At 49.9% G+C, this 26,581-nt stretch carries 25 protein-coding genes, 4 tRNA genes and 1 riboswitch; of the genes, 1 reads left to right on the forward strand and 28 read right to left on the reverse strand.

The window, feature by feature from the left end:
* Positions 1-7 precede the first annotated feature (7 nt).
* The 23 genes from F4Y39_23155 to F4Y39_23265 all read right to left on the reverse strand — a co-directional run bounded on the left by F4Y39_23155 (position 8) and on the right by F4Y39_23265 (position 19,151).
* A complete protein-coding gene (locus F4Y39_23155; GenBank protein ID MYC16640.1) occupies positions 8-349 on the reverse strand; it encodes a 50S ribosomal protein L22 in 342 nt (113 codons plus the stop codon).
* A gap of 22 nt (positions 350-371) precedes the next feature.
* Positions 372-662 (reverse strand): 30S ribosomal protein S19, encoded by a 291-nt coding sequence (gene rpsS / locus F4Y39_23160; protein ID MYC16641.1) that lies wholly within the window; start codon positions 660-662, stop codon positions 372-374.
* A 16-nt stretch (positions 663-678) separates the two neighbouring features.
* Positions 679-1,503, reverse strand: coding sequence for a 50S ribosomal protein L2 (rplB, locus tag F4Y39_23165; GenBank protein MYC16642.1), 825 nt, complete (start codon positions 1,501-1,503; stop codon positions 679-681).
* Between the two features lie 3 nt (positions 1,504-1,506).
* Positions 1,507-1,794 carry a 50S ribosomal protein L23 gene (locus F4Y39_23170; GenBank protein MYC16643.1) on the reverse strand — a complete coding sequence of 96 codons (288 nt, stop codon included), beginning with the start codon at positions 1,792-1,794 and terminating at the stop codon, positions 1,507-1,509.
* The gene (rplD, locus tag F4Y39_23175) at positions 1,791-2,423 is read right to left on the reverse strand and encodes a 50S ribosomal protein L4 (protein MYC16644.1); all 633 of its coding nucleotides are present in this window, start codon (positions 2,421-2,423) and stop codon (positions 1,791-1,793) included. The genes F4Y39_23170 and rplD overlap by 4 nt, the downstream gene beginning before the upstream one ends.
* A 17-nt stretch (positions 2,424-2,440) precedes the next feature.
* Positions 2,441-3,034, reverse strand: coding sequence for a 50S ribosomal protein L3 (gene rplC / locus F4Y39_23180; GenBank protein ID MYC16645.1), 594 nt, complete (start codon positions 3,032-3,034; stop codon positions 2,441-2,443).
* 32 nt (positions 3,035-3,066) lie between these two features.
* Positions 3,067-3,375, reverse strand: a complete 309-nt coding sequence (gene rpsJ, locus F4Y39_23185) for a 30S ribosomal protein S10 (GenBank protein MYC16646.1) — start codon at positions 3,373-3,375, stop codon at positions 3,067-3,069.
* Positions 3,376-3,395: 20 nt separating this feature from the next.
* Positions 3,396-4,589: an elongation factor Tu gene (gene tuf, locus F4Y39_23190; GenBank protein MYC16647.1), complete on the reverse strand. Its 1,194-nt coding sequence runs from the start codon at positions 4,587-4,589 to the stop codon at positions 3,396-3,398.
* A 45-nt stretch (positions 4,590-4,634) separates the two neighbouring features.
* Positions 4,635-6,728, reverse strand: a complete 2,094-nt coding sequence (fusA, locus tag F4Y39_23195; protein MYC16648.1) for an elongation factor G — start codon at positions 6,726-6,728, stop codon at positions 4,635-4,637.
* 9 nt (positions 6,729-6,737) lie between these two features.
* Positions 6,738-7,205, reverse strand: coding sequence for a 30S ribosomal protein S7 (gene rpsG, locus F4Y39_23200; GenBank protein ID MYC16649.1), 468 nt, complete (start codon positions 7,203-7,205; stop codon positions 6,738-6,740).
* An 86-nt stretch (positions 7,206-7,291) separates the two neighbouring features.
* Positions 7,292-7,663 carry a 30S ribosomal protein S12 gene (locus tag F4Y39_23205; GenBank protein MYC16650.1) on the reverse strand — a complete coding sequence of 124 codons (372 nt, stop codon included), beginning with the start codon at positions 7,661-7,663 and terminating at the stop codon, positions 7,292-7,294.
* Positions 7,664-7,718: 55 nt separating this feature from the next.
* Complete coding sequence (gene rpoC, locus F4Y39_23210) at positions 7,719-11,810, reverse strand: DNA-directed RNA polymerase subunit beta' (protein ID MYC16651.1); 4,092 nt, start codon at positions 11,808-11,810, stop codon at positions 7,719-7,721.
* Positions 11,811-11,840: 30 nt separating this feature from the next.
* Complete coding sequence (gene rpoB, locus F4Y39_23215) at positions 11,841-15,596, reverse strand: DNA-directed RNA polymerase subunit beta (protein ID MYC16652.1); 3,756 nt, start codon at positions 15,594-15,596, stop codon at positions 11,841-11,843.
* A 91-nt stretch (positions 15,597-15,687) separates the two neighbouring features.
* Positions 15,688-16,062 carry a 50S ribosomal protein L7/L12 gene (locus tag F4Y39_23220; GenBank protein MYC16653.1) on the reverse strand — a complete coding sequence of 125 codons (375 nt, stop codon included), beginning with the start codon at positions 16,060-16,062 and terminating at the stop codon, positions 15,688-15,690.
* Positions 16,063-16,107: 45 nt separating this feature from the next.
* Positions 16,108-16,641, reverse strand: a complete 534-nt coding sequence (locus F4Y39_23225; GenBank protein ID MYC16654.1) for a 50S ribosomal protein L10 — start codon at positions 16,639-16,641, stop codon at positions 16,108-16,110.
* A gap of 17 nt (positions 16,642-16,658) precedes the next feature.
* Positions 16,659-17,360 (reverse strand): 50S ribosomal protein L1, encoded by a 702-nt coding sequence (locus F4Y39_23230; GenBank protein ID MYC16655.1) that lies wholly within the window; start codon positions 17,358-17,360, stop codon positions 16,659-16,661.
* Between the two features lie 12 nt (positions 17,361-17,372).
* The gene (gene rplK / locus F4Y39_23235) at positions 17,373-17,798 is read right to left on the reverse strand and encodes a 50S ribosomal protein L11 (protein MYC16656.1); all 426 of its coding nucleotides are present in this window, start codon (positions 17,796-17,798) and stop codon (positions 17,373-17,375) included.
* A gap of 12 nt (positions 17,799-17,810) precedes the next feature.
* Positions 17,811-18,347, reverse strand: a complete 537-nt coding sequence (gene nusG / locus F4Y39_23240) for a transcription termination/antitermination factor NusG (GenBank protein MYC16657.1) — start codon at positions 18,345-18,347, stop codon at positions 17,811-17,813.
* Positions 18,348-18,377: 30 nt separating this feature from the next.
* Complete coding sequence (gene secE, locus F4Y39_23245) at positions 18,378-18,563, reverse strand: preprotein translocase subunit SecE (protein MYC16658.1); 186 nt, start codon at positions 18,561-18,563, stop codon at positions 18,378-18,380.
* Positions 18,564-18,578: 15 nt separating this feature from the next.
* Positions 18,579-18,654 (reverse strand) — tRNA-Trp (locus F4Y39_23250).
* A gap of 12 nt (positions 18,655-18,666) precedes the next feature.
* Positions 18,667-18,742 (reverse strand) — tRNA-Thr (locus F4Y39_23255).
* A gap of 25 nt (positions 18,743-18,767) precedes the next feature.
* A tRNA-Gly gene (locus F4Y39_23260) sits at positions 18,768-18,844 on the reverse strand.
* Positions 18,845-19,065: 221 nt separating this feature from the next.
* Positions 19,066-19,151: transfer RNA gene (locus F4Y39_23265), tRNA-Tyr, on the reverse strand.
* A gap of 163 nt (positions 19,152-19,314) precedes the next feature.
* On the opposite strand from F4Y39_23265, the gene F4Y39_23270 reads away from it, so the two are divergent.
* Positions 19,315-20,229 (forward strand): sugar phosphate isomerase/epimerase, encoded by a 915-nt coding sequence (locus tag F4Y39_23270; GenBank protein ID MYC16659.1) that lies wholly within the window; start codon positions 19,315-19,317, stop codon positions 20,227-20,229.
* Positions 20,230-20,299: 70 nt separating this feature from the next.
* Here the strand turns inward: F4Y39_23270 and F4Y39_23275 are convergent, their stop codons facing one another.
* The 5 genes from F4Y39_23275 to F4Y39_23295 form a co-directional block, all read right to left on the reverse strand.
* Positions 20,300-21,088, reverse strand: a complete 789-nt coding sequence (locus F4Y39_23275; GenBank protein MYC16660.1) for a DUF4013 domain-containing protein — start codon at positions 21,086-21,088, stop codon at positions 20,300-20,302.
* Entirely contained in the window at positions 21,060-22,253 is a 1,194-nt protein-coding gene (locus tag F4Y39_23280) for an aminotransferase class I/II-fold pyridoxal phosphate-dependent enzyme (protein MYC16661.1), read from the reverse strand. The genes F4Y39_23275 and F4Y39_23280 overlap by 29 nt, the downstream gene beginning before the upstream one ends.
* Before the next feature lie 70 nt (positions 22,254-22,323).
* A riboswitch (SAM riboswitch) is annotated at positions 22,324-22,399 on the reverse strand.
* 40 nt (positions 22,400-22,439) lie between these two features.
* Positions 22,440-23,789 (reverse strand): threonine synthase, encoded by a 1,350-nt coding sequence (thrC, locus tag F4Y39_23285; protein ID MYC16662.1) that lies wholly within the window; start codon positions 23,787-23,789, stop codon positions 22,440-22,442.
* A 25-nt stretch (positions 23,790-23,814) separates the two neighbouring features.
* Positions 23,815-24,690: a tetratricopeptide repeat protein gene (locus F4Y39_23290; protein MYC16663.1), complete on the reverse strand. Its 876-nt coding sequence runs from the start codon at positions 24,688-24,690 to the stop codon at positions 23,815-23,817.
* The gene (locus F4Y39_23295) at positions 24,585-26,429 is read right to left on the reverse strand and encodes a protein BatD (GenBank protein ID MYC16664.1); all 1,845 of its coding nucleotides are present in this window, start codon (positions 26,427-26,429) and stop codon (positions 24,585-24,587) included. Before F4Y39_23295 ends, F4Y39_23290 begins: the two co-directional genes overlap by 106 nt.
* Positions 26,430-26,581: the final 152 nt, after the last annotated feature.

Below are 26,581 nucleotides of genomic sequence, written 5' to 3' on the forward strand. Positions count from 1 at the left end.
GACTCTCCTATTCCTCGTCTGAAATAACCAGCGTGATGTGGCTATATCGCTTGCGAATCATGCCGGCAGCACCACGCGGCTGAGGACGCAACCGCTTTAATGCGATGCCGCCATCGACAAACGCCTCTTTCACAAAGAGCGCGTCTTCGACTGCGGATTCTTCTTCGCGGTTGACCGCATTTGCAACCGCGGATTGCAAAGTGCGCGCTACAATACGCGCGGCCTTTTTAGGTGTAAATTGCAGAATGTGGAAAGCTTCCTCCACATCTTTACCCCGCACCAGATCAACCACCTGTCGCACCTTGCGCGGTGAAATTCTTGAATAGCGCAATACCGCCCGAGCTTCCATTTAAAATTCCCGTCTCAAAATATCACTGTAAAGAAGTGGCGCGTTCAGTAGATCGCCCCGCGCGCGCTCCCCGGTGCGTACGCGTGGGAGCAAATTCACCGAGTTTGTGTCCAACCATGTTTTCTGTAATATAAACGGGGATAAATTTATTCCCATTGTGTACAGCAAGCGTATGCCCCACAAACTCTGGCGCGATTGTCGATCGTCGCGCCCACGTCTGAATAACCCGCTTATTACCAGCCTTATTCATTTGTTCAATCTTTTTTATGAGACTCGGCTCAATAAAAGGCCCTTTTTTAATTGACCGTGCCATAAAATAATACTCCTGATTACTTGCGTCTCTGAATGATCATTTGGTCAGTTTTATTTTTCTTTTTGCGCGTTTTATATCCTTTTGTGGGTTGTCCCCAGGGCGTCACCGGATGCCTGCCGCCTGTTGCTCGACCTTCTCCACCACCGTGAGGATGATCAACAGGGTTCATAGCAACACCACGCACTTTTGGACGTTTGCCCAACCAGCGAGTCCGTCCTGCTTTTCCGACAACGACATTTTCATGCTCTAAATTGCCAACCTGCCCAATAGTCGCATAACACGATACCAGGACCAACCGACGCTCGCCTGAAGGCAGGCGGAGAGTTGCAAAATTGCCTTCTTTGGCCATCACCTGAATCTCAGCACCTGCCGAGCGACCAATCTGTCCGCCTTTTCCGGGCTTGAGTTCAACATTGTGTACATTGCTCCCCAAAGGGATATTTGCCAGAGGGAGCGCATTACCTGGTCTGATCTCTGCATCTGCACCTGAGGCAACCTCATCTCCAACTCTTAAACCAATCGGTGCCAGAATATAGCGTTTTTCGCCATCGACATAATGCAGGAGTGCAATGCGCGCCGATCGATTTGGATCGTACTCAATGCTATGCACAATTGCAGGCACACCTACTTTATCGCGCTTGAAATCAATTCGGCGATACTGACGCCGATGTCCGCCACCGCGACGACGGCTCGTGATACGCCCTCGATTATTGCGTCCCCCAGATTTTTTATTGGGTTCAACAAGGGATTTTTCTGGCTTATCTTTTGTAATCTCTTCAAAAGAAGAGACTGTCTTAAATCGCAACGAAGGCGTTATTGGGCGAAACTTCTTAACAGGCATGAGTTATCCTTCAAAAAAGTCGATAATATGTCCATCGGCAAGAGTGACAACAGCCTTTTTCCAGTTGGAACGGCGGCCTTGAAACCGGCCAAGTCGCTTGATCTTGCCGTGCATAGTGCTCGTATTGACCTTTACGACTTCGACATCGAACATGGCTTCAACCGCACGCTGAATATCGACTTTGTTTGCACCACTGAGAACTTCAAATACATATTTATTGTGATTTTCCTGCAAATTAGAAGCCCGCTCGGTAATAACGGGACGCCGGATAATCTGCTTAGAATTCTTCACGAGGCCCCCCACAGATCACGAATGCGAGAAACTGCACTGCGTGTGAGAACCAGGACATCTGCATTGATCACGTCATAAGTGGAAACTTGCGAAACGGGTAATACGGAAAGCCTGGGGATATTCCGACAGGATTTGACGGTATTTTCAGCGATACCATCCGTCAAAAGCAATATTTTTTGTCCCCTGATTTCAAGCATTTGTGTCATTTGTGCCATTCTCTTTGTTTTGGGCACCTCAAGCTCAAAATCTTCCAGGACAGATATGGATTCGCCGAGTGCTTTTTGCGAAAATGCCGAGCGTATGGCCAGTTTTTTGACCTTCTTGGGCACCCGTTCCCGAAAATGTCTCGGTCTGGGGCCATGAGCCACCCCACCACCGATCAATATAGGCGACCCAGCTGTTCCCTTACGGGCACGACCCGTACCTTTTTGTCGGTACATCTTCCGTTTTGACCGGTTGACTTCTGAGCGGGTTTTCGTCGAGGCATTGCCTTGCCGCTGATTGGCCAAATACGCTTTAACGACATAATAGATCGCGTCAGCCGATGGTTCAATTCCAAAAACTGTTTCGGGTAGCTCCATCGATCCGATTTCTTCACCATCAAGATTGCAAACCTCAACAGATGCCATAATCGCCTTACCTCAAATCAGTTGCGTTTCTCAATAACAACCGTAGCCCCTTTACCTCCAGGCACGGCACCTTTTAAGAGGAGCAAATTTTGCTCGGTATCTACACCCACGACCTTTAATCCCCGAACAGTTACCTGCTGATTCCCCATATGACCTGCCATACGCATTCCCTTAAACACCCGCGAAGGATTCGAACTTTGGCCTATAGAACCAGGCGCGCGATGTCTATCGGATTGTCCATGGGTTTTGGGGCCACCTCTGAATCCGTGGCGCTTGACACCACCCTGGAATCCACGACCTTTTGATCGAGCCGCAACATCGACAACCTCGCCTACCTCAAACATGCTGACATTGAGTGTCTCGCCTATAGCATATTCGGAGACATCATCAACTCGAAATTCCACAAGACCTCGATGGGGATTAACACCTGCCTTCTTGAAAATTCCTTGATCCGCGCGGTTCAGCCGATTGGGCCGAATCTCATCGTGCCCAACCCTCAATGCCATATACCCATCCGAATCCCAATTTTTGATCTGCACAATGGGACACGGAACAACTTCGAGAACCGTGACAGGCGTCAACATTTCTGCGTCATCAAATGCCTGTGTCATACCGATTTTTTTTCCAATCAATCCCAACACGACTACACCTTGATTTCAATATCTATACCCGCAGGCAGGTCCAGCTTCATCAGAGCATCTACCGTTTGGGGCGTTGAGTTGTGAATGTCGATCAACCTTTTGTGTACGCGCATCTCAAATTGCTCGCGCGATTTTTTATCGACATGTGGAGATCGCAATACCGTATAGAGCGAGCGCCTCGTCGGCAGAGGAATGGGGCCAGAAATAAGCGCCCCAGTCCGTTTTGCTGTCCGAACGATTTCTTCAGCAGAACGATCCAGCGCATTGTGGTTGTATGCTTTTAGTCTAATTCTAATTTTTTGTGCAGGCACGAGCCACCCCTTCGCGGTTCTTATTCAACAATTTCAGTAATCACACCCGAGCCAATAGTTCGACCACCTTCCCGCACGGCAAATCGCAGTTCGGTCTCCATAGCGATTGGCGTAAGCAGTTCTACAGACATGGTCACATTATCGCCGGGCATCACCATTTCTACGCCCTCGGGCAACTCGACTTTACCAGTCACATCCGTTGTGCGAAAATAAAACTGAGGTTGATAGCCAGTAAAGAAGGGTTTGCTGCGACCACCTTCTTTATCTGTCAGCACATAAACTTCGCCTTTAAACTTTTTATGGGGGGTCACTGAACCCGGTTTGGCAACCACCATGCCGCGTTCAATTTCATCTTTGTCAACACCGCGAAGCAACAAACCGACATTGTCACCAGCCCTGCCCTCATCCAGCAGTTTGCGGAACATTTCCACGCCCGTAACCGTTGTATTGCGACTCTCGCGAATGCCCACAATCTCAACTTCCTCACCGACATTGACCACGCCGCGTTCAATGCGCCCAGTACCTACTGTACCGCGCCCCGTAATCGTAAATACGTCCTCAACCGGCATCAAAAAATCTTTGTCAATCTCGCGCACAGGCTCCGGAATATTTTCATCTACGGCTTCCATTAACTCCCAGATACAGGCACAATCTTCGGAATCGGGATCGTCAGACTCCAAAGCTTTGAGGGCAGAACCCTGGATCACTGGTACATCATCGCCGGGGAAATCATATTGGTCCAACAACTCGCGGACTTCCAGATCAACAAGTTCGAGCAATTCTTCATCATCGACCATATCGACCTTATTCATAAATACCACGATAGAAGGCACATTGACCTGGCGTGAAAGCAGAATATGCTCGCGGGTCTGAATCATGGGACCATCTGCGGCACTAACGACCAGAATCGCACCATCCATCTGCGCGGCACCCGTGATCATGTTTTTCACATAGTCAGCATGTCCGGGACAATCTACGTGGGCATAGTGCCGATTTTCCGTCTGATACTCCACGTGAGCCGTATTAATGGTGATTCCACGCTCTTTTTCTTCGGGTGCTTTGTCAATGTCGTCAAAGGGCATAAAATCGGCAAGCCCCTTGGCTGCCAGCGTCTTGGTAATAGCAGCAGTCAGCGTGGTTTTGCCGTGATCGACATGCCCGATTGTGCCGATGTTGACATGGGGTTTGTCCCGTTCAAATTTTTCCTTCGCCATATTTTCCTCCTAAAAAGATCGAACAAAAATAAAAAACGCGTTCGCTTAAGTTGCAAATACATTGACTGAAGAGAGAATGTCTTCAGCGATGCTCTGCGGCATTTCCTCAAATTTGGAAAATTCCATTGAATAAATCGCGCGGCCCTGTGTTATAGACCGCAGCTTTGTTGCATAACCAAACATTTCACTCAGCGGCACAGTGGCCGAGATGACCTGTGCATCGGGGCGATTGACAATACCTACAATATGCCCTCGACGCGCATTCAAATCACCTATAACATCGCCCATATAGTCTTCGGGCACAACGACTTCCACATCAAAAACAGGTTCCATAAGATAAGTTTTAGCCCTTTTGGCTGCCTCTTGAAAAGCTATTGAACCAGCAATCTTGAAGGCTATTTCAGAAGAATCAACATCGTGATAGGAACCGTCAAACAGTTCGACTTTGACATCATCTATTGGATACCCCGCCAGAACGCCACCCGTCATTGCCTCCTGAATTCCCGCACGCACGGCAGGGATATATTCAGACGGAATTGCACCACCTGTAATTTTATTCTCGAAAACAAGTCCTGTACCGGGTTTACCAGGTTCCAGATTGATAACCACATGACCGTATTGACCCCGACCGCCACTTTGGCGGACAAAGCGCCCGTGAATATTTTGAACAGCATTGCGGAGGGCCTCTTTATAAGTGACCTGTGGTTTGCCAACATTGGCCTCAACCCTGAATTCGCGTTTGAGGCGATCCACAATAATCTCCAGGTGCAATTCACCCATCCCCGAAATAATGGTCTGTCCGGTATCTGGATCAATTGCTACGTGAAAAGTCGGATCTTCTTCAGTCAGCTTGTTCAGCGCGATACCAAGTTGATCCTGATCAGCTTTGGTTCTCGGTTCAATTGCCACAGAAATCACGGGCTTGGCAAAATCCATTGATTCCAATATCACAGGCTCTTTTTCATCGCAAAGTGTCTCTCCTGTCGCCGTGTCTTTCAGCCCAACAACAGCAGCAATATCACCTGCGGACACCGCATTGATCTCTTCCCGCTTATTCGCGTGCATTTGCAACACACGGCCGATGCGCTCGCGTTTGCCCTTGTTGGCGTTGAGAACATAAGAACCCGTATTTAACTGACCTGAATATACGCGAAAATAAGTCAACCGCCCGACATAAGGGTCAGTCATCACCTTAAAAGCCAAAGCAGCAAAAGGCACTTCGTCGGAAACTGGACGAGAAACGCCAATGTCGAAATTTTTGAGATCGTGTCCCACAATTTCAGGCACATCGCGGGGCGAGGGCAAATATGCGACAATGGCGTCTAACAAGCGCTGCACGCCTTTGTTCTTAAATGCCGACCCACAAAGCACAGGCACAGCAGCGCTGTTGATTACAGCCTGGCGCAAAGCAACTCTAATCTCATCTTCGCTGATATCTTCGCCTTCGAGAAATTTTTCCATCAAGGTGTCGTCAAAATCGGAGACTGCTTCCAGCAATTGCTCGCGGCCTTCATAGGCGCGTTCTTCCAGATCATTTGGAATACTATCTTCCGTAAACATGGTGCCTAAAGAATCGTCTTCGTAGGTTACGAGTTTCATCTTGATCAAGTCAATCAACCCCGTAAACATCTCACCGGACCCAACCGGCAACTGAACGGGAACAAAATTGGACGCCAACCTTTCACGCATCATCTCTACTACGCGGTCGAAATCGGCACCCGTGCGATCCATTTTGTTGACAAATGCAATCCGGGGCACTGAATATTTGTCTGCCTGACGCCAGACAGTTTCAGTTTGGGGTTCAACACCACCAACTGCACAAAATAGCCCTACAGCACCGTCTAAAACGCGCAACGACCGCTCGACTTCGGCGGTAAAATCAACGTGTCCTGGCGTATCGATAATATTGATGCGATGGTCATCCCAAAAACACGTTGTAGCTGCCGACGTAATGGTAATGCCACGCTCGCGCTCTTGAGCCATCCAATCCATCGTGGCTGCACCATCGTGCACCTCACCCATCCTGCGCAAAATACCCGTATAATAGAGAATGCGCTCGGTCGTCGTGGTCTTACCTGCGTCAATATGCGCCATAATCCCGATATTTCGGGTGCGCTCTAAGTCGTATTTTCTCGGCATCTTAGTCACTTACCAGCGATAATGCGCAAATGCGCGATTGGCCTCTGCCATGCGGTGCGTTTCTTCACGTCGCTGCATGGCACGTCCTTGCCCATTTGCTGCATCCATAAATTCACCAGCCAAACGCTGAGCCATTGTCTTTTCGCCTCGTTCCCTGGCAAATAAAATCAACCAGCGAATAGACAGCGCAAGACGTTCATCGGGACGGACTTCTTCGGGCACCTGGTAAGTCGCACCACCGACGCGACGCGATCTCACCTTGACAACTGGTTTGACATTATCAAGTGCTTTTTCAAAAATCTCTAAGCCGGTATTCCCACTGCGCTCTTCAACCAGATCAAGCGCCTCATAAAAAATTCGTTCACCCACACTCTTTTTGCCCTTGCGAAACAAGCAGTTGACAAAACGCGTCACCAACAGGCTACTGTATTTGGGATCTGGAGCCAGGTATCGTTTTTCCGCTCGCCGCTTTCGCATATCGAGATCTACCTCTTTTTAAAATAAGGGGGATACGCCACCAAGGTGGTATCCCCCATGTTTTATCGAATAATAGGCACTTGAGATTAACCCGCTTTTTTAGTGCCGTATTTGGAACGACCTTGTTTGCGGTCTTCCACGCCAGTTGTGTCGAGTACGCCCCGAAGAATGTGATACCGAACAGAAGGTAGATCCTTGACGCGACCACCCCGGATGAGTACCACAGAGTGCTCCATGAGATTGTGCCCTTCACCCGGAATATACGCTGTTACTTCAAGGCCATTGGTCAACCTGACACGCGCTACCTTGCGCAGAGCTGAATTGGGCTTTTTGGGCGTTGTAGTATAAACGCGTGTACAAACACCGCGTTTTTGAGGACATGCTCTCAGAGCAGGTGCAGAAGAACGCTTGCGCTTGGCTTTTCGCCCTTTCCGAACCAGTTGATTAATTGTGGGCAAACTCAACCTCCTTAATTATGGGAGACTTGCAATATACCTGGTGTAATGATGGCTGTCAAGCATTAATTGGAGGTAAACCAATGCTTTCCGTGCTCTCTTCTGCGAGAGCTTCAAAAACCTGCGATTCTTCCACCACATCTGTATCCAAATCGCGGTACTTCAAAGCACCTGTACCGGCGGGAATGAGGTGTCCGATGATCACATTTTCCTTTAGTCCCAATAGCGTGTCAACCTTGCCCTGTACTGCTGCTTCGGTAAGCACTCGGGTAGTTTCCTGGAAAGACGCTGCTGAAATGAAACTCTCGGTCAAAAGAGAGGCTCGGGTAATCCCCAACAAGACGGGATTGTGAGTTGCGGGATCGCCTCCTTCAACAAGAACCTTATCATTTTCATCGAGGAAACGGAATCGGTCAACGAGTTCGTCTTCGAGAAAATTGGTATCTCCAGGATCTGTCACCTGTACTTTCTGCAACATCTGCCGGACGATGGTTTCAATATGCTTGTCATTGATTTTCACACCCTGGAGCCGATAAACCTGCTGAATTTCATCGACGAGATACTCCTGAACTTTTCGATCTCCCAAAATAGCCAGAATGTCGTGTGGATTTACCGACCCCTCAGACAGGCGGTCACCCGCGGTTACGCGATCACCTTCTTGTACGCGCAGATGCCGTCCGTAGGGAATGGTATATTTTTTTTCTTCACCCTCATCAGCCGTAACCAGGACAACTCGAGAGCCTCTCACCATGCGACCAAAGCTCACCGAGCCGTTGATTTCGGTAACCACTGAAGCCTCTTTGGGGCGACGCGCCTCAAAAAGCTCAGCTACACGCGGCAAACCACCTGTAATATCTCGTGTTTTGCTGCGCTCACGCGAAATTTTAGCCAGCGTATCACCATCTGCTACTTGGTCGCCATCGCGCACCACCAGTCGCGCTCCCAGAGGAATGATATAATGGCCCAGTTCTTCGCCATCTGCATCGATAACCTTAATGTGGGGCGATAAGGTGCGGTCTCGGTGCTCAATCACGACCAGTCCGGCAATGCTGGTGGTTTCATCAATTTCTTCGCGATATGTCACTCCTTCTACGAGGTCCCCAAACTGAACTTTACCAGCTTTGGGCGATACGATCACATTATTATACGGGTCCCATTCGTAGAGTGCCTGGTCCTCTTCCACATCTTGTCCTTCCTCCACTCGCAACACAGCTCCATGCGGCACGTGGTAGTGCCCTCCCCTTACACGACCCTGATCATCTTGCACTTCGATCTCGCCATTCCGACCGACCACAACCCATGAATCTTCATCGCGCTGCACAAACTCGAGATGTTTAAAGATGACTTTTCCCGCACGTTTTGCACCAATCTCGGCCTGCTCGGCAATGCGACTGGAAGTGCCTCCAATATGAAAGGTGCGCAATGTCAACTGTGTTCCGGGTTCGCCCACACTCTGCGCAGCAATAACACCCACGGCCTCTCCAATATCAACGGGTAGTCCGGTGGCGGGGTTGCGGCCATAACAGGCCATACAGACCCCTCGTCGAGTTTCACACGTCAACACGGACCGCACCCAGACGCCTTCAATACCCGCATCGGCAATTTTGTCGGCCAATTCTTCATTTAATAAAACGCCTGCGGCAACAATGCGTTCACCCGTAATGGGATCTTCGACATCTTCCAGTACTGTGCGTCCTACAATGCGATCAGATAGCGATTCAACAACTTCTTCGCCTTCCTTCAGGGCTTCCATTTCAATGCCCAATATCGTTCCGCAATCGGCTTCAGAAATAACCACATCTTGCGATACATCCACCATGCGACGCGTCAAGTAGCCCGCTTCAGCGGTCTTCAAGGCCGTATCGGCCAGCCCCTTGCGACTGCCGTGCGTCGAAATAAAATACTCAAGCACGGTCAGACCTTCTTTAAGTGACGAAATAATAGGTGTTTCAATAATTTCGCCAATCGCTCCCGTCAATTTCTTTTGCGGTTTATTCATCAGCCCGCGCATACCACCGAGTTGCTTGATCTGATCGTCGTTTCCTCGTGCGCCCGAATCCTTCATAATCCAGATTGAATTGAAGCCTTCTTCGGCTTTTTCAAATGCACCAATCATGGCCTGGGCAATGTGATTGGTCGTATGCTGCCATACATCAATCACTTTGTTGTAGCGTTCGCCCTCGGTAATAGCCCCGATCGCGTGTTGTTCAATAATTTTTTCGACTTCGCCCATAGCATCGGTAATCAATTCTTCCTTTTCGGGGGGTACGACCACATCGCTCACCGCAATCGAAATACCCGACTGCGTCGCATAATCGTATCCCAACTGCTTCAATCCATCGAGAAAATCTGTCGTAATGCGGTTGCCATTCCGACTGTGGACTTCAGAAGAAACTTTGCGGATACCTTTGTCATCGATCAATTCATTGATAAAGGGCATTGTTTCGGGCATAATTTCGTTAAAAATGACGCGCCCAACCGTAGTCGTCAAAAGCTTACCATCTATGCGAACGCGCACGGCTTCATGCAGGTCAATGCGTTCAAAATCATACGCCATGCGAGCTTCATTGGTACTGCTAAAGGTTTTGAGATTCTCTTCCTTGCCGTGAACAATTTTTGTCAGATAATAAAGGCCTAAAGCTATTTCCTGGGGTTTATCGACCACAACAGGCGATCCATCGGCGGGTTTGAGCAAATTGTTTGACGACAGCATCAACACCCGCGCTTCAATCTGGGCCTCAAAAGAAAGCGGCAGGTGTACGGCCATCTGATCACCGTCGAAATCGGCATTAAATGCCGCACAGACCAGCGGATGAATGCGAATGGCTTTGCCTTCTACGAGCACGGGTAAAAACGCCTGAATGCCCAGGCGATGCAATGTTGGGGCGCGATTGAGCAAAACGCAGTGATCCTGGATAATTTCTTCGAGAATATCCCATACTTCAACGCGCTCGCGTTCGACTAATTTCTTCGCACTTTTAACGGTTTGGACGAGGCCCTTTTCTTCGAGCCGTCGAATAATAAATGGCTTGAATAATTCCAGAGCCATATGTTTGGGTAGCCCGCATTGATAAAGCCTCAAATGAGGATCTACCACAATCACAGAACGACCCGAATAATCGACGCGTTTACCCAAAAGATTCTGGCGGAATCGCCCCTGTTTACCCTTGAGTAGATCGGAAAGCGACTTGAGGGATCGGTTGCCATCACCGCGAACAGCACGAGACCGACGGCCATTGTCAAACAGAGCGTCTACAGCCTCTTGGAGCATGCGTTTTTCATTGCGTAAAATGACTTCGGGTGCTTTGATTTCAATCAGTTTTTTGAGCCGATTATTTCTATTGATCACGCGGCGATACAAATCATTGAGATCCGAAGTTGCAAACCGCCCGCCCTCTAAGGGTACAAGAGGACGCAAGTCGGGCGGGATGACGGGAATTACATCGAGAATCATCCAATCGGGCTGATTATCCGATTGGCGGAACGCCTCGACGACCTTGAGGCGTTTGAGTGCCTCCTGTTTGCGCTGCACCGAAGTCTCGAAACGAGCTTGCGTTCGCAGTTCAGCAGACAAGTCCTCAATATCGATTGCAGACAGCAGTTTTTTGATAGCGCCAGCCCCCATATCGACATCAAATGAATACCCCTCGTCTTCGAGATCAATCACCTCATCTTCAGTGAGCAAATCCTTGAATTTGAGATCGGGAGCATCACCGGGATCTAACACCACATACGATTCGTAGTAAATGATCCGCTCGAGATTGCGAACGGAAAGATTGAGCAAATACCCCATGCGAGATGGGAGCGACTTAAAAAACCAGATATGTGTCACTGGAACCGCCAATTCGATGTGTCCCAGCCGCTCTCGTCTGACCTTTGATTGGGTCACTTCTACCCCACACCGGTCACACACTACACCCCGATATCGAATGCGCTTGTATTTACCGCAATGGCACTCCCAGTCTTTGACAGGCCCAAAAATGCATTCGCAAAATAATCCGTCGCGCTCGGGCTTAAAAGACCGATAATTGATAGTTTCGGGTTTGGTAACCTCGCCGCGCGACCACCCTCGGATGGTATCTGGCGAAGCCAGTTGAATACGAATAGAATTAAAATCTAAGGGTTGATTGGCAAAATTGGTATCGGCCACGAGAGAACCCCCTTTTCAAGTCTTATGTCGTCAGTCAATCTGCGCGTTTTCAAGTACCACGTCCAAACACAGGCTTTGCAATTCTTTGACCAGAACATTAAATGATTCTGGCACACCGGGTTCGGGTGGATTTTCTCCCTTCACAATGGTCTCGTAAATTTTGGATCTGCCTGCCACATCGTCGGATTTGACAGTAAGCATTTCCTGTAACATGTGTGCAGCACCATAAGCTTCGAGTGCCCAAACTTCCATTTCTCCAAAGCGCTGTCCGCCAAACTGGGCTTTGCCGCCCAAAGGTTGCTGCGTGACCAGTGAATAGGGTCCGATTGAACGCGCGTGAATCTTATCGCTAACCAGATGCGATAGTTTCAACATATAAATGATACCGACCATCACTTCTTTATCAAACGGTTCCCCTGTTTTGCCATCGTAAAGGAGCGTTTTTCCGTTTTCGGGCAAATCAGCTTTTCGCAACATACCCTGGACATCGTCCATGCTCGCGCCATCAAACACAGGAGTCGCAAAGTGGAGATCCAGTTTGTGGGCTGCCCAACCCAAATGGGTTTCGAGGATTTGGCCAAGATTCATGCGAGAGGGTACACCGAGCGGATTCAAAACCAGATCAATGGGCGTGCCATCGGGCAAATAGGGCATATCTTCTTCGGGCACAATAATCGAAATTACACCCTTATTGCCGTGCCTACCGGCCATTTTATCCCCTACCATCAGCTTTCTTTTGCGAGCGACATACACCTTGACCAGTTGCACAATGCCCGGCGGAAGTTCATCTCCGCGCGCGATTTTTTCAAGCTCTCGCTCGAGTTCTTCTTCCGCCTGCTGCATCAAGTGGTCGGCCAGTTCAATCAGTCGATCCACCTTTTGGCTTGTCGCTGGACTATCACACCAATCTCCATCGGGTTTCACTGTGCCCAGGTCAAATTTTTCCAGCGATCTTTCATTCAACGCCGTGCCAGCTTTTACAACTACCGTACTATCTTCATCGCGCAAGGTATTGACTCTGCGGTTTTTGAGAAGAGCTAAAACCTGCTGATCCCGGCTCTGTTTTAATGACTCAATCTTAGAGGCAATGCGTTTTTGGGCAACTCCGGTCTTTTCTTTATCTTCATTTCGCGTCTTTTCATCGCGCTCTTTGCGAGAAAAAACTTTGCGATCCATGACTACGCCATCCATTCCTGGAGGAGCTTTAAGCGATGCGTCGCGCACATCGCCAGCCTTCTCGCCAAAAATCGCGCGTAACAAACGCTCTTCAGGTGACAATTCAGTTTCGCCCTTCGGGGTCACCTTCCCAACGAGAATATCGCCCTGATTGACCTCTGCTCCCACGCGAATGATGCCGTGCTCATCCAGATTGCGAACAGCTTGCTCACTAACGTTGGGAATTTCACGCGTGATTTCTTCTGTGCCGCGTTTGGTATCGCGAACCTGAAGCTCAAATTCTTCAATGCTAATTGAAGTAAAAATATCCTTTTTAATGAGCCGCTCAGAAACAATGATGGCATCTTCGAAGTTATACCCATGCCACGACATAAACGCCACGAGCACATTGGCACCGAGCGCGAGATCTCCCCTGTCTGTGGCACAACCATCGGCCAATAACTGACCGTTTTCAACTTTATCACCAACTTGTACGGCCGGACGCTGGTTAATACAAAAATCTTGATTGGATCGCTTGAATTTGGTCAGATCGTAAATGTCCTCATCAGACAGCGAAATGGTTTCAATACTGCGACCCTTTCGGCGCTTAACGACAATTTTGTCGGCACTGACATACGTCACAACACCGGCATTTTTCGCAATAATGACAGCTTTTGAATCAACGGCAACTTTGCGTTCGAGACCCGTTCCAACACGCGGGGCATCCGTAATTAAGAGAGGCACACCTTGCCGCTGCATATTGGACCCCATCAACGCGCGGTTGGCCTCATCGTGCTCGAGAAAAGGAATAAGTCCGGCGGCAGCACTCACAAGCTGGAAGGGTGAAACATCCATATAGTCAATCGCATCGGGATCGACCACAGGAAAATCGCCTCGCCGCCTCGCCTGCACGACATTATTTTCAAATTCGCCCTTGTCATCAAGCGCTAGATTGGCCTGTGCAATGGTATGGCGATCTTCTTCATCGGCGGGCAAATATGCAATATCCTGTGAAACTTTGCCACTTTTGACCTTCCGATAGGGCGTCTCGAGAAAGCCGAAGGGATTGACCTTGGCATAAGTTGCCACAGACACAATCAGGCCGATATTAGGGCCTTCGGGCGTTTCGATGGGACAAATGCGGCCGTAGTGCGTGTGATGCACATCGCGCACCTCAAACCCCGCCCGGTCGCGCGTTAATCCCCCCGGTCCCAATGCCGATAAACGGCGTTTGTGGGTCAATTCGTCAAGCGGATTGATTTGCTGTAAAAACTGCGACAATTGGCTACTGCCAAAAAAGGCCTGAACCACAGTAGATACAGTCCGTGCGTTGACCAGATCGTGGGGAGTCAGTTGCTCGGAATCGCGCAAACTCATGCGCTCTCTAATCGTGCGCGCCATGCGCGCCAAACCAATACTAAATTGCTTGGAGAGCAACTCGCCTACAGAGCGCACCCGCCGATTGCCCAAATGATCGATATCATCGGTAAATCCCTCCCCCATAGCCAAGATAAGTAGATAGTCAATGACTTTAATAAAGTCATCAATACACAGCATGGTGAAGTCGAGCGGAATATTATCGACCATATCCAGACGCTGGTTAATGCGATAGCGCCCGACAGTACCCAGATTATAACGCCTGGGACTGAAAAAATTTCGCTCGAGCAATCCGCGCGCAGTTTCAATATTGGGAGGATCGCCGGGACGCAGCAGGCTATAAATCCGCGAGAGTGCTTCTTCCTCATTGTCACACGGATCCTTGTCCAGCGTATTAGTAATAATCCCACCGTCGTTTTCGGGATCGATATCCAACACTGTGATTTTGACGACCCCATTTTCCTTAAGGGCTAAGAGATGCTCCTCCATCAACGTGGTATATGCTTCGACAATTACTTCTCCCGTCTTTTTATTTACCACATCTTCGGTAACAATGTGATCGACGAGTTCTTCAGAAACTTTGACGGTGGTATCACCGTGAAAAATGCCCAGAATTTCCTCGGACTTGTCAAATCCCAAAGCTCTCAACAAAGTCGTGACCGGCAGTTTGCGTTTGCGGTCGATATGAACGTACATAATATCGTTGATATCGAGACTAAATTCGAGCCAAGCTCCGTTATCGGGAATGATTCTGGCGGAAAATAAACGCTTGCCATTTGGATGAATAGCATCGTCAAAAAATACGCCAGGAGATCTGTGTAATTGGCTCACGATCACGCGTTCTGAACCGTTGATGACAAATGTACCTTCATCAGTCATCAACGGCAATTCGCCTAAGAACACCGTCTGCTCAACGATATCTTTAACGCGAAATTCGCCATTTCCCTGCTTTTCACGAGAAATCAGACGAAGCGTTGAACGCAAAGGCACGGCATAAGTCGTACCGCGTTCGAGACATTCTTGCACATCGTATTTGGGAGTTCCAACGGAATAATCGACAAACTCTAAAGAATAGAGATTGTGGGCGTCTGTGATCGGGAAGATACCGTGGAAGACCGCCTGGAGGCCTTGTTTCTCGCGTACTCCAGGCGGTACATCCTTCTGTAAAAACCAGTCATAAGAATCGAGCTGGATATCCAGCAGATTCGGCATTTCGATTGCAGACGTGAGAGTTCCGTACGATTTCCGGTCAATAAATCCTCTATCTGCCAAGGGCTCACGCTCCTGTGCTGGAAGGCTAACGGTCAGTTACGGATTAGTATTGCTGCACAAACTTACAACAACCCTACTTGAGTTCCACCACCGCGCCGGCTTCTTCCAGTTCTGCCTTGATCTGTTCGGCTTCTTCTTTTTCCACGCCTTCTTTAACGGTATTGGGGGCCCCATCAACCAGAGCTTTGGCTTCTCTAAGCCCCAACGAGGTAAGGCTGCGAACAACCTTGATCACCTGGATTTTCTTGTCTCCAGAAGACGACAAAATCACATCAAATTCTGTCTGCTCTTCAACAGCGGGAGCAGCATCACCGCCACCGCCGCCGGGTGCTGCAACAACAGCTGCCTGTGCAGTCACACCAAACTTTTCCTCAAGTGCTTTGACCAATTCGGCCAACTCGAGCACCGAGAGTTTTTCAATTTCGCTAATAATAGATTCAACAGCCATGAATATGCCTCCGTCCAACAATGAATTGGGTGTGTAATAAGCGGCCTATTCGCCGCCTTCTTCCTTTCTTTTTTCTGCAACAGCTTGAAGTGTACCAACGAGTTTTTGCAAAATGCCATTCAGCGTAAAGGCAAGGCCACTTATCGGGCTTTGTATTGCAGATACCATCTGGCCCAGCAGTACATCGCGCGAAGGTATTTCGGCCAATCGCTCAATCTGGTCTGCAATAAAGACCTCGCCATCGATATACCCGGCTTTAATCGCGGGCTTGCCATCGGTCTCTTCGGCAAATTTGGTCAATACACGAGCTGGTGCTACGGGATCTCCATCGGCGCAAACAAGCCCTGTGGGACCGCGGAACACATCGTCGAGTCCCTCAACTCCGGCTTGTTTAACCGCCAGTTTAGCCAACCGATTTTTTATTACGAGATAAGAAACAGACTCTTCGCGGAGTTGCTTGCGCAACAGGGTAAATGAAGGAACATCTAACCCCGTAAAATCAGTTAAATACAACCCTTTGGCTCGTTTTAAGATATCTGTCAACTCTGCGACAGTAGCCTCTTTTTCAGCAGTTGGCATTTCTGTACCTTCCTTGTTCAATTGGCCGCCAGTGCCGTGCGGTCCAGGCGTATCCCCGGTCCCATTGTGGTAGATAATGTGACCGAACGCATGTATTGTCCTTTTGTAGAAGATGGACGCGCTCTGACAATTGCATCGATCAATGCCTGGGCATTCTCCCGAAGACGCGGTGCATCAAAAGACGCTTTGCCCACAGGCGTATGCACATTGGCCGTTCTATCGACCCGATATTCTACACGCCCCGCTTTGGCCTCCTGCACAGCACGAGCTGCATCGGGTGTCACTGTGCCACTCTTGGGATTGGGCATCAGACCTCGAGGGCCGAGAATGCGTCCCAATCGCCCGACCTGTCCCATCATGTCGGGCGTGGCAATAGCCACATCAAAATCTGTCCAGCCGTCATTGATCTTCTCCACCAGATCTTCGGCACCTACAAAATCTGCACCCGCCGCTTCGGCAGCAGCGGCAGGCTCACCTCTGGCAAAAACTGCAACGCGTACGGATTTGCCCAGCCCGTGTGGCAAGGCGACTGTACCGCGAACGAGTTGGTCGGATTGCCGCGGATCAACGCCCAGCCGAAACGTGAGTTCAACTGTTTCGTCAAATTTCCGAGTGGGCATTTTTTTTAATATATCAACGGCTTCTGCCAGACCGTAATGCGTTTGGCGGTCAAAAAGCGCGGCCGCTTGTTTATAGCGTTTGGATTGCCCTCGTGCCATACATACCTCCGGTCAATTGTTGACGGTCAGGCCCATACTGCGAGCCGTTCCCGCAATCATGCGCTTGGCAGCCTCAATGCTACCCGCGTTGAGGTCTTGAACTTTCATTTCTGCAATTTCCTGGAGTTGCGCATCGGTCACGGAACCCACTTTTTCCCGGTTGGATTCCGGCGACCCTTTGGCAATCCCCGCAGCCCTCTTGAGCAACACGGCTGCAGGCGGACTCTTCAACTCAAAAGAAAAACTCCTATCTGCATAAACCGTAATAATCGCGGGGATTATCAAACCCTGTTTATCTTGAGTTTGTGCATTAAAGGCTTTGCAAAACTCCATAATATTGACACCGTGCTGTCCCAAAGCTGGACCAACCGGTGGTGTCGGCGTCGCCTGTCCAGCGGGAATTTGTAACTTGATTGTTGTGAGAATTTTTCTGGCCATTAGTGCCTTTCGTTATCGCGATTCGACTGCTTCTTCAACCTGTAAAACATCTAACTCCACGGGTGTGTTGCGCCCAAAGATGCTAACCATCACTTTGATCTTGCTCTTCTCCGGATTGATGTCGTCAACCAGACCAATAAAATCACTGAAAGGACCATCAATCACCTTGACCCGGTCGCCCACTTGATAGGGCACATCAGAAGTTTCCTCAACGGGGCGACGCTCAATTTGCCCCAAAATGCGGTTTACTTCTTCTTCGCGCAAAGGTTGCGGTCTTCGGCCTGGACCGACAAAGCTCGTCACACCCGGCACACTGGTAACAAAATATAGGGACTCTTTGTCCATATCCAGTTCAACCAAAAGATAACTGGGTAAAAATTTCTTGAGGGATGTCGTTTTCCGTCCATCCTTCATCTCGACGACTTCCTCAGTAGGCACGATCACCCGACCAATTTTGTCGCCAACATCGATGTTTTCTTTGGCGGCCTCAATATAGCTCTTGACCTTATTCTCGTGCCCAGAATAAGTGTGGACAACATACCATTTCATCGGCCAAAGACTCCCTGACAAAAAATCCCGTTAAATCAGGATAAACTCCATAATACTCGCCAAAAAAGTATCCACAATATAAATGAATCCGGCCAGTGCAAGTGACAATATAAGCACAATTGTAGTCGATGACTTGAGTTCGTCACGAGTAGGCCAGGTGACCTTTCCCATTTCAACGCGCACTTCGCCGAGAAATTGACTGATTTTGCTAAACATAATAAAATAAAAAAATGGCAGGCCAGGCAGGACTTGAACCCGCAACCGTCGGTTTTGGAGACCGATGCTCTACCAGTTGAGCTACTGACCTACCCAAAAACAATGGAGCCCACGACCGGACTTGAACCGGTGACCTCTTCCTTACCAAGGAAGTGCTCTACCGTCTGAGCTACATGGGCGTTGGGCAATCCCCACTTGAGGTTCTGGAGCGGGAAACGGGACTCGAACCCGCGACCCTCAGCTTGGAAGGCTGACGCTCTGGCCAACTGAGCTATTCCCGCCCGGCTATGTATAAAAAACAACCCTTTTCTACAAAAGGGATCGGTATTGCCAAAAAATAATTTTCCGAGAATTAACAAGATATGAAAAAGGTAGTCTCAGGTCAAGAGAATTTTGTAGAAACTCAAACCTGTGATAGATTTAAAAAAACGGGAAGTCGGTGTTTTGCAATGTGGGCCTGACTCGCCCGCTGTGTCTTGGGGGAGGAAACTGTTGGAGTTTTTGGTGGGGGGTGGCGGATTCGAACCACCGAAGGCATAAGCCAGCAGATTTACAGTCTGCCCCAGTTGGCCGCTTTGGTAACCCCCCAGTCTATACAGCCTGAAAAAAATACCAGAAGATATTTTGATAGTCAAGACCAAAATCGCTCAATGCCAATTGCAGATTGACAAATCTGCCTACCTTTGCTATTTTCCGAGTTCAATTTTCCGCATTTAACTTTCTATCAGATGCCTGGCGTGAAAGGAGCAAAATGACTGACCCCATTCAAAACTATGCGCGTATTGGTATTGTTCACTTTATGGCCTATAAAGCTTGTCTTGGCGGCGAAGGTCCCATTTTGGAAACCCTGGAAAAAATCGCCCTTGATCCCTATTTCCAGGTCGTTGAAGTCACCCACATGAAAGACCCACAAGTGCGAACAGAAGCACGCGACTTGCTCACCGCTGCCCACATGGATGTGGCTTTTGGCGCGCAACCCATTCTGCTGGGTAACCAACTCAATATCAATGCCCCTGATGTCGCCCACCGTCAAAGTGCTGTTGACGCTGTCAAAGCGGGAATTGACCAAGCCGAAGAACTCGGTGCTCCTGGCTGTGCCCTGCTTTCAGGTGTAGATCCGGGCCCCGAAGCCCGCGAAGAAGGTCTCGATCTGCTGGTAGATTCTTTGAGCCAACTCTGCGACTATGCCGGCGAAAAGAATATGGATATTGTACTTGAAACCTTTGACCGCGTACCTTACGGCAAAAACTGTATTGTGGGGCCTAATGCCCTCGCTGTTGAAATCTCAAACCGCCTCAGACGCCAGTATCCCCATTTTGGCCTGATGCTCGATTTGAGCCATTTTCCACTTCAGGGTGAAAGCACGGTTTACGCCATCAACATCGCTCGGGATCACATCGTCCACATGCACGTTGGCAATTGCGTAATGTCCAACCCCAACCACCCGGCCTATGGCGATAACCATCCCCGCTTTGGCTGCGAAGATGGCGAAAACGATGTACCCGAAGTTGTGGAATTTCTCCGCGAACTGCTCAACATCGGTTATCTCGACCCCGATAAGCGCCCCATCTTGAGCTTTGAGGTCGGCCCAATGGAAGGGGAATCCTCGGAAATCATTATCGCCAATGCCAAGCGCGTGCTCGACGAGGCCTGGGCGCAAGTCTAAACGCACACAAATTACAATAACCGGGCTTTCCCAAAAGAGAAGGTCCGGCTATTTTTTTATTTCGATATGCTCAATTCCAATATTCACTTCGCGCAGGCGGTCCGGGCTTTAACGCCCTGCGAATCAACAGACCCAAAACCCGGGTGAAAACCACCATTAAAAAAAAATTAAACATAGCAGTCAGCACCACCCCAATCAGGGATAGCTGTCCCAATATCAAACTGCCGAGCAGAGATATCCCAAATAGACCAAAACACGCTTGAATATAATCGACCCTCACAATCTGGCGCAAATCCCGCCAAACAGGCCCCGGTTCAAATGCCATCCACACCCGCCCTTCGGCAGCAAATCGCGTAAATACAATGGGAAAAAATCCGTAAAAAAAGATAACCGTGAATATCAGCAATAGCGACAAAGCCCCGGCCTCTTCTACAGAACTCGGTATCAAACCCAATACCGAAACCACCATTACAAAACCCGCAACGCCAATGACAGTGTATCCCAGGACAATGAGGAATAACCAGAAGCCCGCCACCCCGTAAGCCCACCAATTGCTCCATGGGGGTAAGTTCAGTGATTCAGTACCGTTGAGCGCATCGACAAAAATCCGGTATAAGTAGCCCCAGGCAATGCACAAAAGCCCTATGGTCACAATCAGCAACACGCCCCCCATCCCAGGCCCAATTTGCCCGGTGAAAATCAGCACCAGCACCAGTGCAGGCGGCAAATTTAATACGCCGCCCGGGATAATTTTCCCCCACCAGCGCGGCGTATTAAACAGGGAGCGAAGTGTATTAAACAAAATAATGCCAAACATAGCTTTCCACATGTCAGACTGCGTCAAGTGCCTGTCCGACATCGACAATAATATCCTCGGTGTCTTCAATGCCTACGGCATAGCGCACCAACTCATCGGCAATGCCAATTGCCAATCGGTCTTCGCGCGCCAATTCGTAATACGAAATAGATGCGGGATGCGAAACGAGACTCTCCACCCCTCCCAGACTGGCCCCGATACACGGAATTTTCAAGCGGTCAATAAAATCCAGCGTACCTGCCTCATTCGCATCTAAATCAAAACTTACCAGCCCACCAAATCCACGCATCTGCGCTTTGGCAACATCGTGGTGTGGGTGGCTTTCCAAACCTGGATAATACACGCGCTTTACCCGATCGTGATTTTCCAAAAACCGCGCCAACATCAGCGCTGTTTCATTTTGCTTACCCATTCGCAGTGGAAAAGTCTTGATCCCACGGATCAACAAATAAGCGCAATGAGGATCGATCACCCCTCCCAAAATACCTCGATAGTCTCGAATCGCACCAACAAGGGGCGCATTGCCCAGCACAGCACCAGCCATCAAATCGTTGTGCCCCCCCAAATATTTGGTCGCCGAATGAATGACCAGATCGACGCCAAATTCGAGCGGACGCTGGTTTAAGGGCGTGGCAAATGTGCTGTCAATAATCGTCTTGACCCGATGCCTTCTTCCAATATCAACCAGTTTTTCCAGATCGATCACATTGAGATGTGGATTGGTCGGAGATTCGGAAATAATTACCCGCGTGTTATCCCTGACTGCACCTTCTAATTCGGCGTAATCACCCGCGTGAACAAATGTGGTTTCAATGCCAAATTTTCGCAACACCATCTGGCAAAATTGTGCGGTCTTGCGATAGCAGTCATCCATAATCACTGCATGGTTTCCGGTTGATAGCATGCCCAGTAGCGTAGTCGTCACAGCACTCATACCCGAAGAAAATAAAATAGCGGCCTCCGCGCCTTCCAATTCTGCGAGCTTGGATTCTGCGGCATGCTGTGTTGGATTGCCGTAGCGCCCATAGTCAATCTGTGGGTTTTGACCATCTACAAACGCTTTAACCGCATGCGTATCTTCAAATACATAAGTCGATGTCTGCGCAATGGGGACCGTCAGAGATTTTCCCCAGTGTCCCCTTTCTTCACCTGCATGAACAGCCCGTGTCCCCGAACAGGGCGCGTGCGTCTCGCACTTTTCAGACATGCGCCATCTCCCAAAAAAAAAGCGGAGCCACAAAAGCCCCGCGCAGTACGCAAAAAACCGGACTAAAAAGCCCGGTTTTGGAAATAACTTTTTAGCGACTTGTTTAAAGTGGCTGCAATATGCCGCAAATCACCACTCACTATAGCTGTGTTTTGGGAATGTAAACAAAACCTCCAACCATGTCAACTATCGGTTGGCTTCAATCCGATCGAAAATCGCCTTTTTTACCGCATCGACTTCAGGAGGCAACACAACGGGTTCATTTTGGTAATGCGGGCCGACACCCCAGTCCTGTAACTGATCCCGATGATACCCGAGCTTAAATTCGCTAAACTTCAACCCGTGAGCCGTTGAAATCACGATCACCCGATCGCTTTTCTGAATCACACCCCTTTCAACCAACTTGAACAATGCTGCGAAAGCCACCCCGGTATGCGGGCAGGCAAACAAACCCGTGCGGTCGGCACGCGCAGCCGCATCGGCCAATTCCTCCTCGCTGGCTTGCTCCACGACACCACCAAATATTTTGAGCGTTTGAATCGCCTTTTCCCGACTCACTGGATTGCCGATCTGGATCGCACTCGCCAATGTCGGCTGTGCCTGAATCGGTTCAAAACTATCAAAATTCTTTTCAAAACTCTGGTAGAGCGGGTTTGCCCTATCGGCCTGGGCAACCGCAATGCGCGGCAACCGGTCAATGAGACCGAGGGCTTCCATTTCGAGAAACCCCTTACCAAGCGCACTCACATTGCCCAGATTTCCGCCGGGAATCACAACCCAATCGGGCACGTCCCAATCAAATTGTTGCACCAATTCAATGCTGATCGTTTTTTGTCCCTCTACCCGCAGTGAATTCATCGAATTGGCCAAATAAATATTCTCCTCGCGGCAAATCTCCTGCACGAGCCTCATACATCCATCAAAGTCCGTCTCCAAACTCAGCACCAGCGCACCATTGGCCAGGGGTTGCAAAAGTTGTGCGGTCGAGATTTTGTCCCTCGGCAAAAAGACCACCGATTGTATGCCCGCCGCCGCACAATACGCAGCCAATGCCGCCGAGGTGTCCCCAGTAGATGCACACGCAACCGCCGGAATACGCGCCCCCTCAAACAGCATCTGTTTCACCATGGATACCAGCACCGTCATGCCCAAATCTTTGAACGACCCCGTATGGCTGTTACCACATTGCTTAACCCACAAATCCTCAACGCCAATTTCGCGCCCTAAACGCTCGGCCCAAAACAGATTGCTTCCCCCTTCGTACATCGACACCACATTGTCTTCGTGAACTACGGGGCAGACCAGTTCTTTTTTCCCCCACACCGAACTGCCATAAGGCCATTCTGTCGTCATATAGCGCTTATCAAACAACCCGCGCCAATAACTGCCCGACTTGCGTTTGAGCACCTCCATATCGTGCGCCACTTCAAGCAATCCCCCGCACGTTGGGCATGCGTAAATCACATCCGTCAACGCATATCGCCCCTCGCACCCTCGAAAACACCGAAACCACGCATTATAAGTTGTATCGTCCATAATCACCGCCATTATAGATGATTCCTCAAATTCTCTCCAACACCTGCGCCTCAATCCAGCCGCCGAGGCCCGAGCGCAGGCGCACCAACAACCATCCACCTTCAACGCGTTCAATCTCGACCTTCGTGCCCTCGTGAAGTGCGAACACCTGTAAAAAGTCGGGCCCTGGCCCGCTGCGGCCAATGGCCTCATCTACCAGAATGATAGCTTTGGGAATGCTGTGTTGATGCGCCTTAAACGCCAGCATAGCCGCACTGCCCAAAAGTCCGCCCACAAAAACCACCAGCAACCCACCCCATAGCAAACGACGGACCGGCACAAAAATCCAACATACCGCCACACCGCCTATTAAAAAAACAAACACACAAACCATAACTGCCAGCGCATTGAGGGTAAAAAAAGCAAAAATCGCTTGCAAAATCCGCGTCAAAATATTGACTTCATCTTCGTTTTCTCGATCTATCTTCTGGGCATTGGCAAATTGCAAATTCGCCAGAACATCCCGATCGCCCGGCATCAAATTCAAAGCGCGTTCATAAGATAAAATCGCACGCCCGAGTTGCGCATTTTTAAAATACGCATTGCCCAGATTATAATACACCTCACCATTATTCAGCCCCTGGGCAATAACGCGCTCATAAGCCGAAATCGCCGCATCAAAATCCCCGGCGCGATAGTGTTCATTACCCCGATTGTACAGCGCGACAAGAGCTTCTGAGGCGAATACCGCATCTACGCCAAGTATCGCAACTGCGACAACGGGGTATAACAACCGTACTATCACCGTCCTCATGACTAAATACACCGCTCCAGCGCACCGATCAAATCTTCGGTCTGCGCGAACAAAGCCAGCATCTGCTCTGCCGAAATCTGCCCCGGCGCAAACCGCGCCTGATCGCATTGACCAAATACGTCCTGGACGCCTGCAATCACCTGTGCATCTACACCGCGTTCCACCAGCATAGCACCAATCTGATCCGCTGTCAAACCAGCTGCTACACGATTGGTTCGATCTGCGACAAACTGCGACAAAGACCTGTGAACTTCACCGTGAAAACCCGCGCTATCGCCCGCCTCCATTAACCCTCTCGCCTTGCCCAAACGCCGCTGTGCTTCCGAGCGCGAACGCCTTCTGCGCGCATAAGCCACATCGCCTTCTAAACGCACGCGATGACGTCGATAAGCGTAAGCACCAGCCACTCCCAAAACGGGAATTAGCTGCAAAAACCAAAACCCACTGCGCTGATAGAGCAACAAGCCCTGATCGGCCAAATGCATCCGGTCGGGTTTGATATACCGGATATCTCTCCCCAGCGCACGCACTTCTTCACCCGGCAACCCATCAACCGGCTGGGGCATCTGTTCACCCGGCGTCACCTGCAACGCGATGGGCTTGGTTTGCACAGTTTTATACAGCTTCTGCACAGGATCAAAATAGGCCAGTGTAAAAGGCGGCAATATCACCTGCCCTGTTTTATACGGAATCGCCACATACTCAAAAGTTTTTTGTCCGCTTATGCGCGTGCCACGCTTTCGCGTTTCCAAATTCGTCTTGGGATCATAAAACTTAAAACCCGACCGCTCCGGACGAATAGGCTCGTTAATCGCGTGCAAATTTCCCGCCCCCTGCACCACCACCTTCACCGCAACGGGATCGCCGGCTTTCACCGTACCTGGAATCGCCTCTGCACGCATCTCAAATTTCCCAACGGTGCCGCCAAACCCCTTCGGCGCACCAGCAGGCAACGGTATCACCTCAATTTCTATATCGCCCGACCGCACCGCTACCTGCTGCGTGTCAAACGCACCAAATGGATCAAAATCGAACAGACCGCGTGACCGCCGACCCTCAACAACTTCGCAATTCACCTCAAGTTGCTCCAGGGTGTGCTTACCTGCCGTTGTCGGAAACAGCGCCAAACGCTTGAGCAATGCCGTATTAAACGCACGCCCATCGACAACCTCCCGCTGCATATTCAAACGCTGGGCATCAAACACAGTCTCTGCCCAAAATCCCGTAAATGTCGGCACATGGCCGTATTGCACATTTCGCAAATCATAGCGCGTAAACAATTTATAAGTCACCCCCACCTGTTCCCCCACATAAACCATCCGCTTTTCGGGAATCGCCTGCAAAAACAAATTTTGTTCAATCTCCTGAATCTCTGACTGTCCCATTGACCGTCCCGTTGATGGCGCGGGGCGCGTCTGCGGGCGACCACTCCTTTTCACCACCTCTATGCGTACCTGATCGGACCGAAGCGTCTTACCTTCATGGGCCAACTGTGCCGGACCAAGCACATGGGTGCCTACTCTCTGTGCGCGAAAAGAGAAAACATACGTCGTCGTGCGCTTTGTTGTCATCTCGCCATTGACAATATTGACAGACATTGACGTAGAGGACGTACTACCCGTTAATTGCAACCCATCAGGCGTGGGAACCTGAGGTGCAGACACACTACCCATCTGCGCGGCCTCAACCTCCACCCTGAACTGAATCAAATCGCCGACTTCGACCCGAGTCCGATCCACTGAAGCCCTTATCATCACATCCTGTGCATCAATCCCCTGTGCCCACAATAGAGCAAAAAAAACACCGCACAAAAATATCCATCTTTTCCTACCATGCATTGCCATCATATCGCCTGCCCCGCAACTTCAATTTGCGTCGCTTCTGAGACTCTTCTTCTCGCGCCTTCATCGCATTGAGAATTCGAGCCGCCTCCTCGGGTGTCATCTCTCTGGGATCGGGCTGTTGGCCCTGCTGTTGTTTCTGCTGATCCTGCCCACCC

The sequence above is a fragment of the Gemmatimonadota bacterium genome, from assembly GCA_009838845.1.
Taxonomy (GTDB): domain Bacteria; phylum Latescibacterota; class UBA2968; order UBA2968; family UBA2968; genus VXRD01.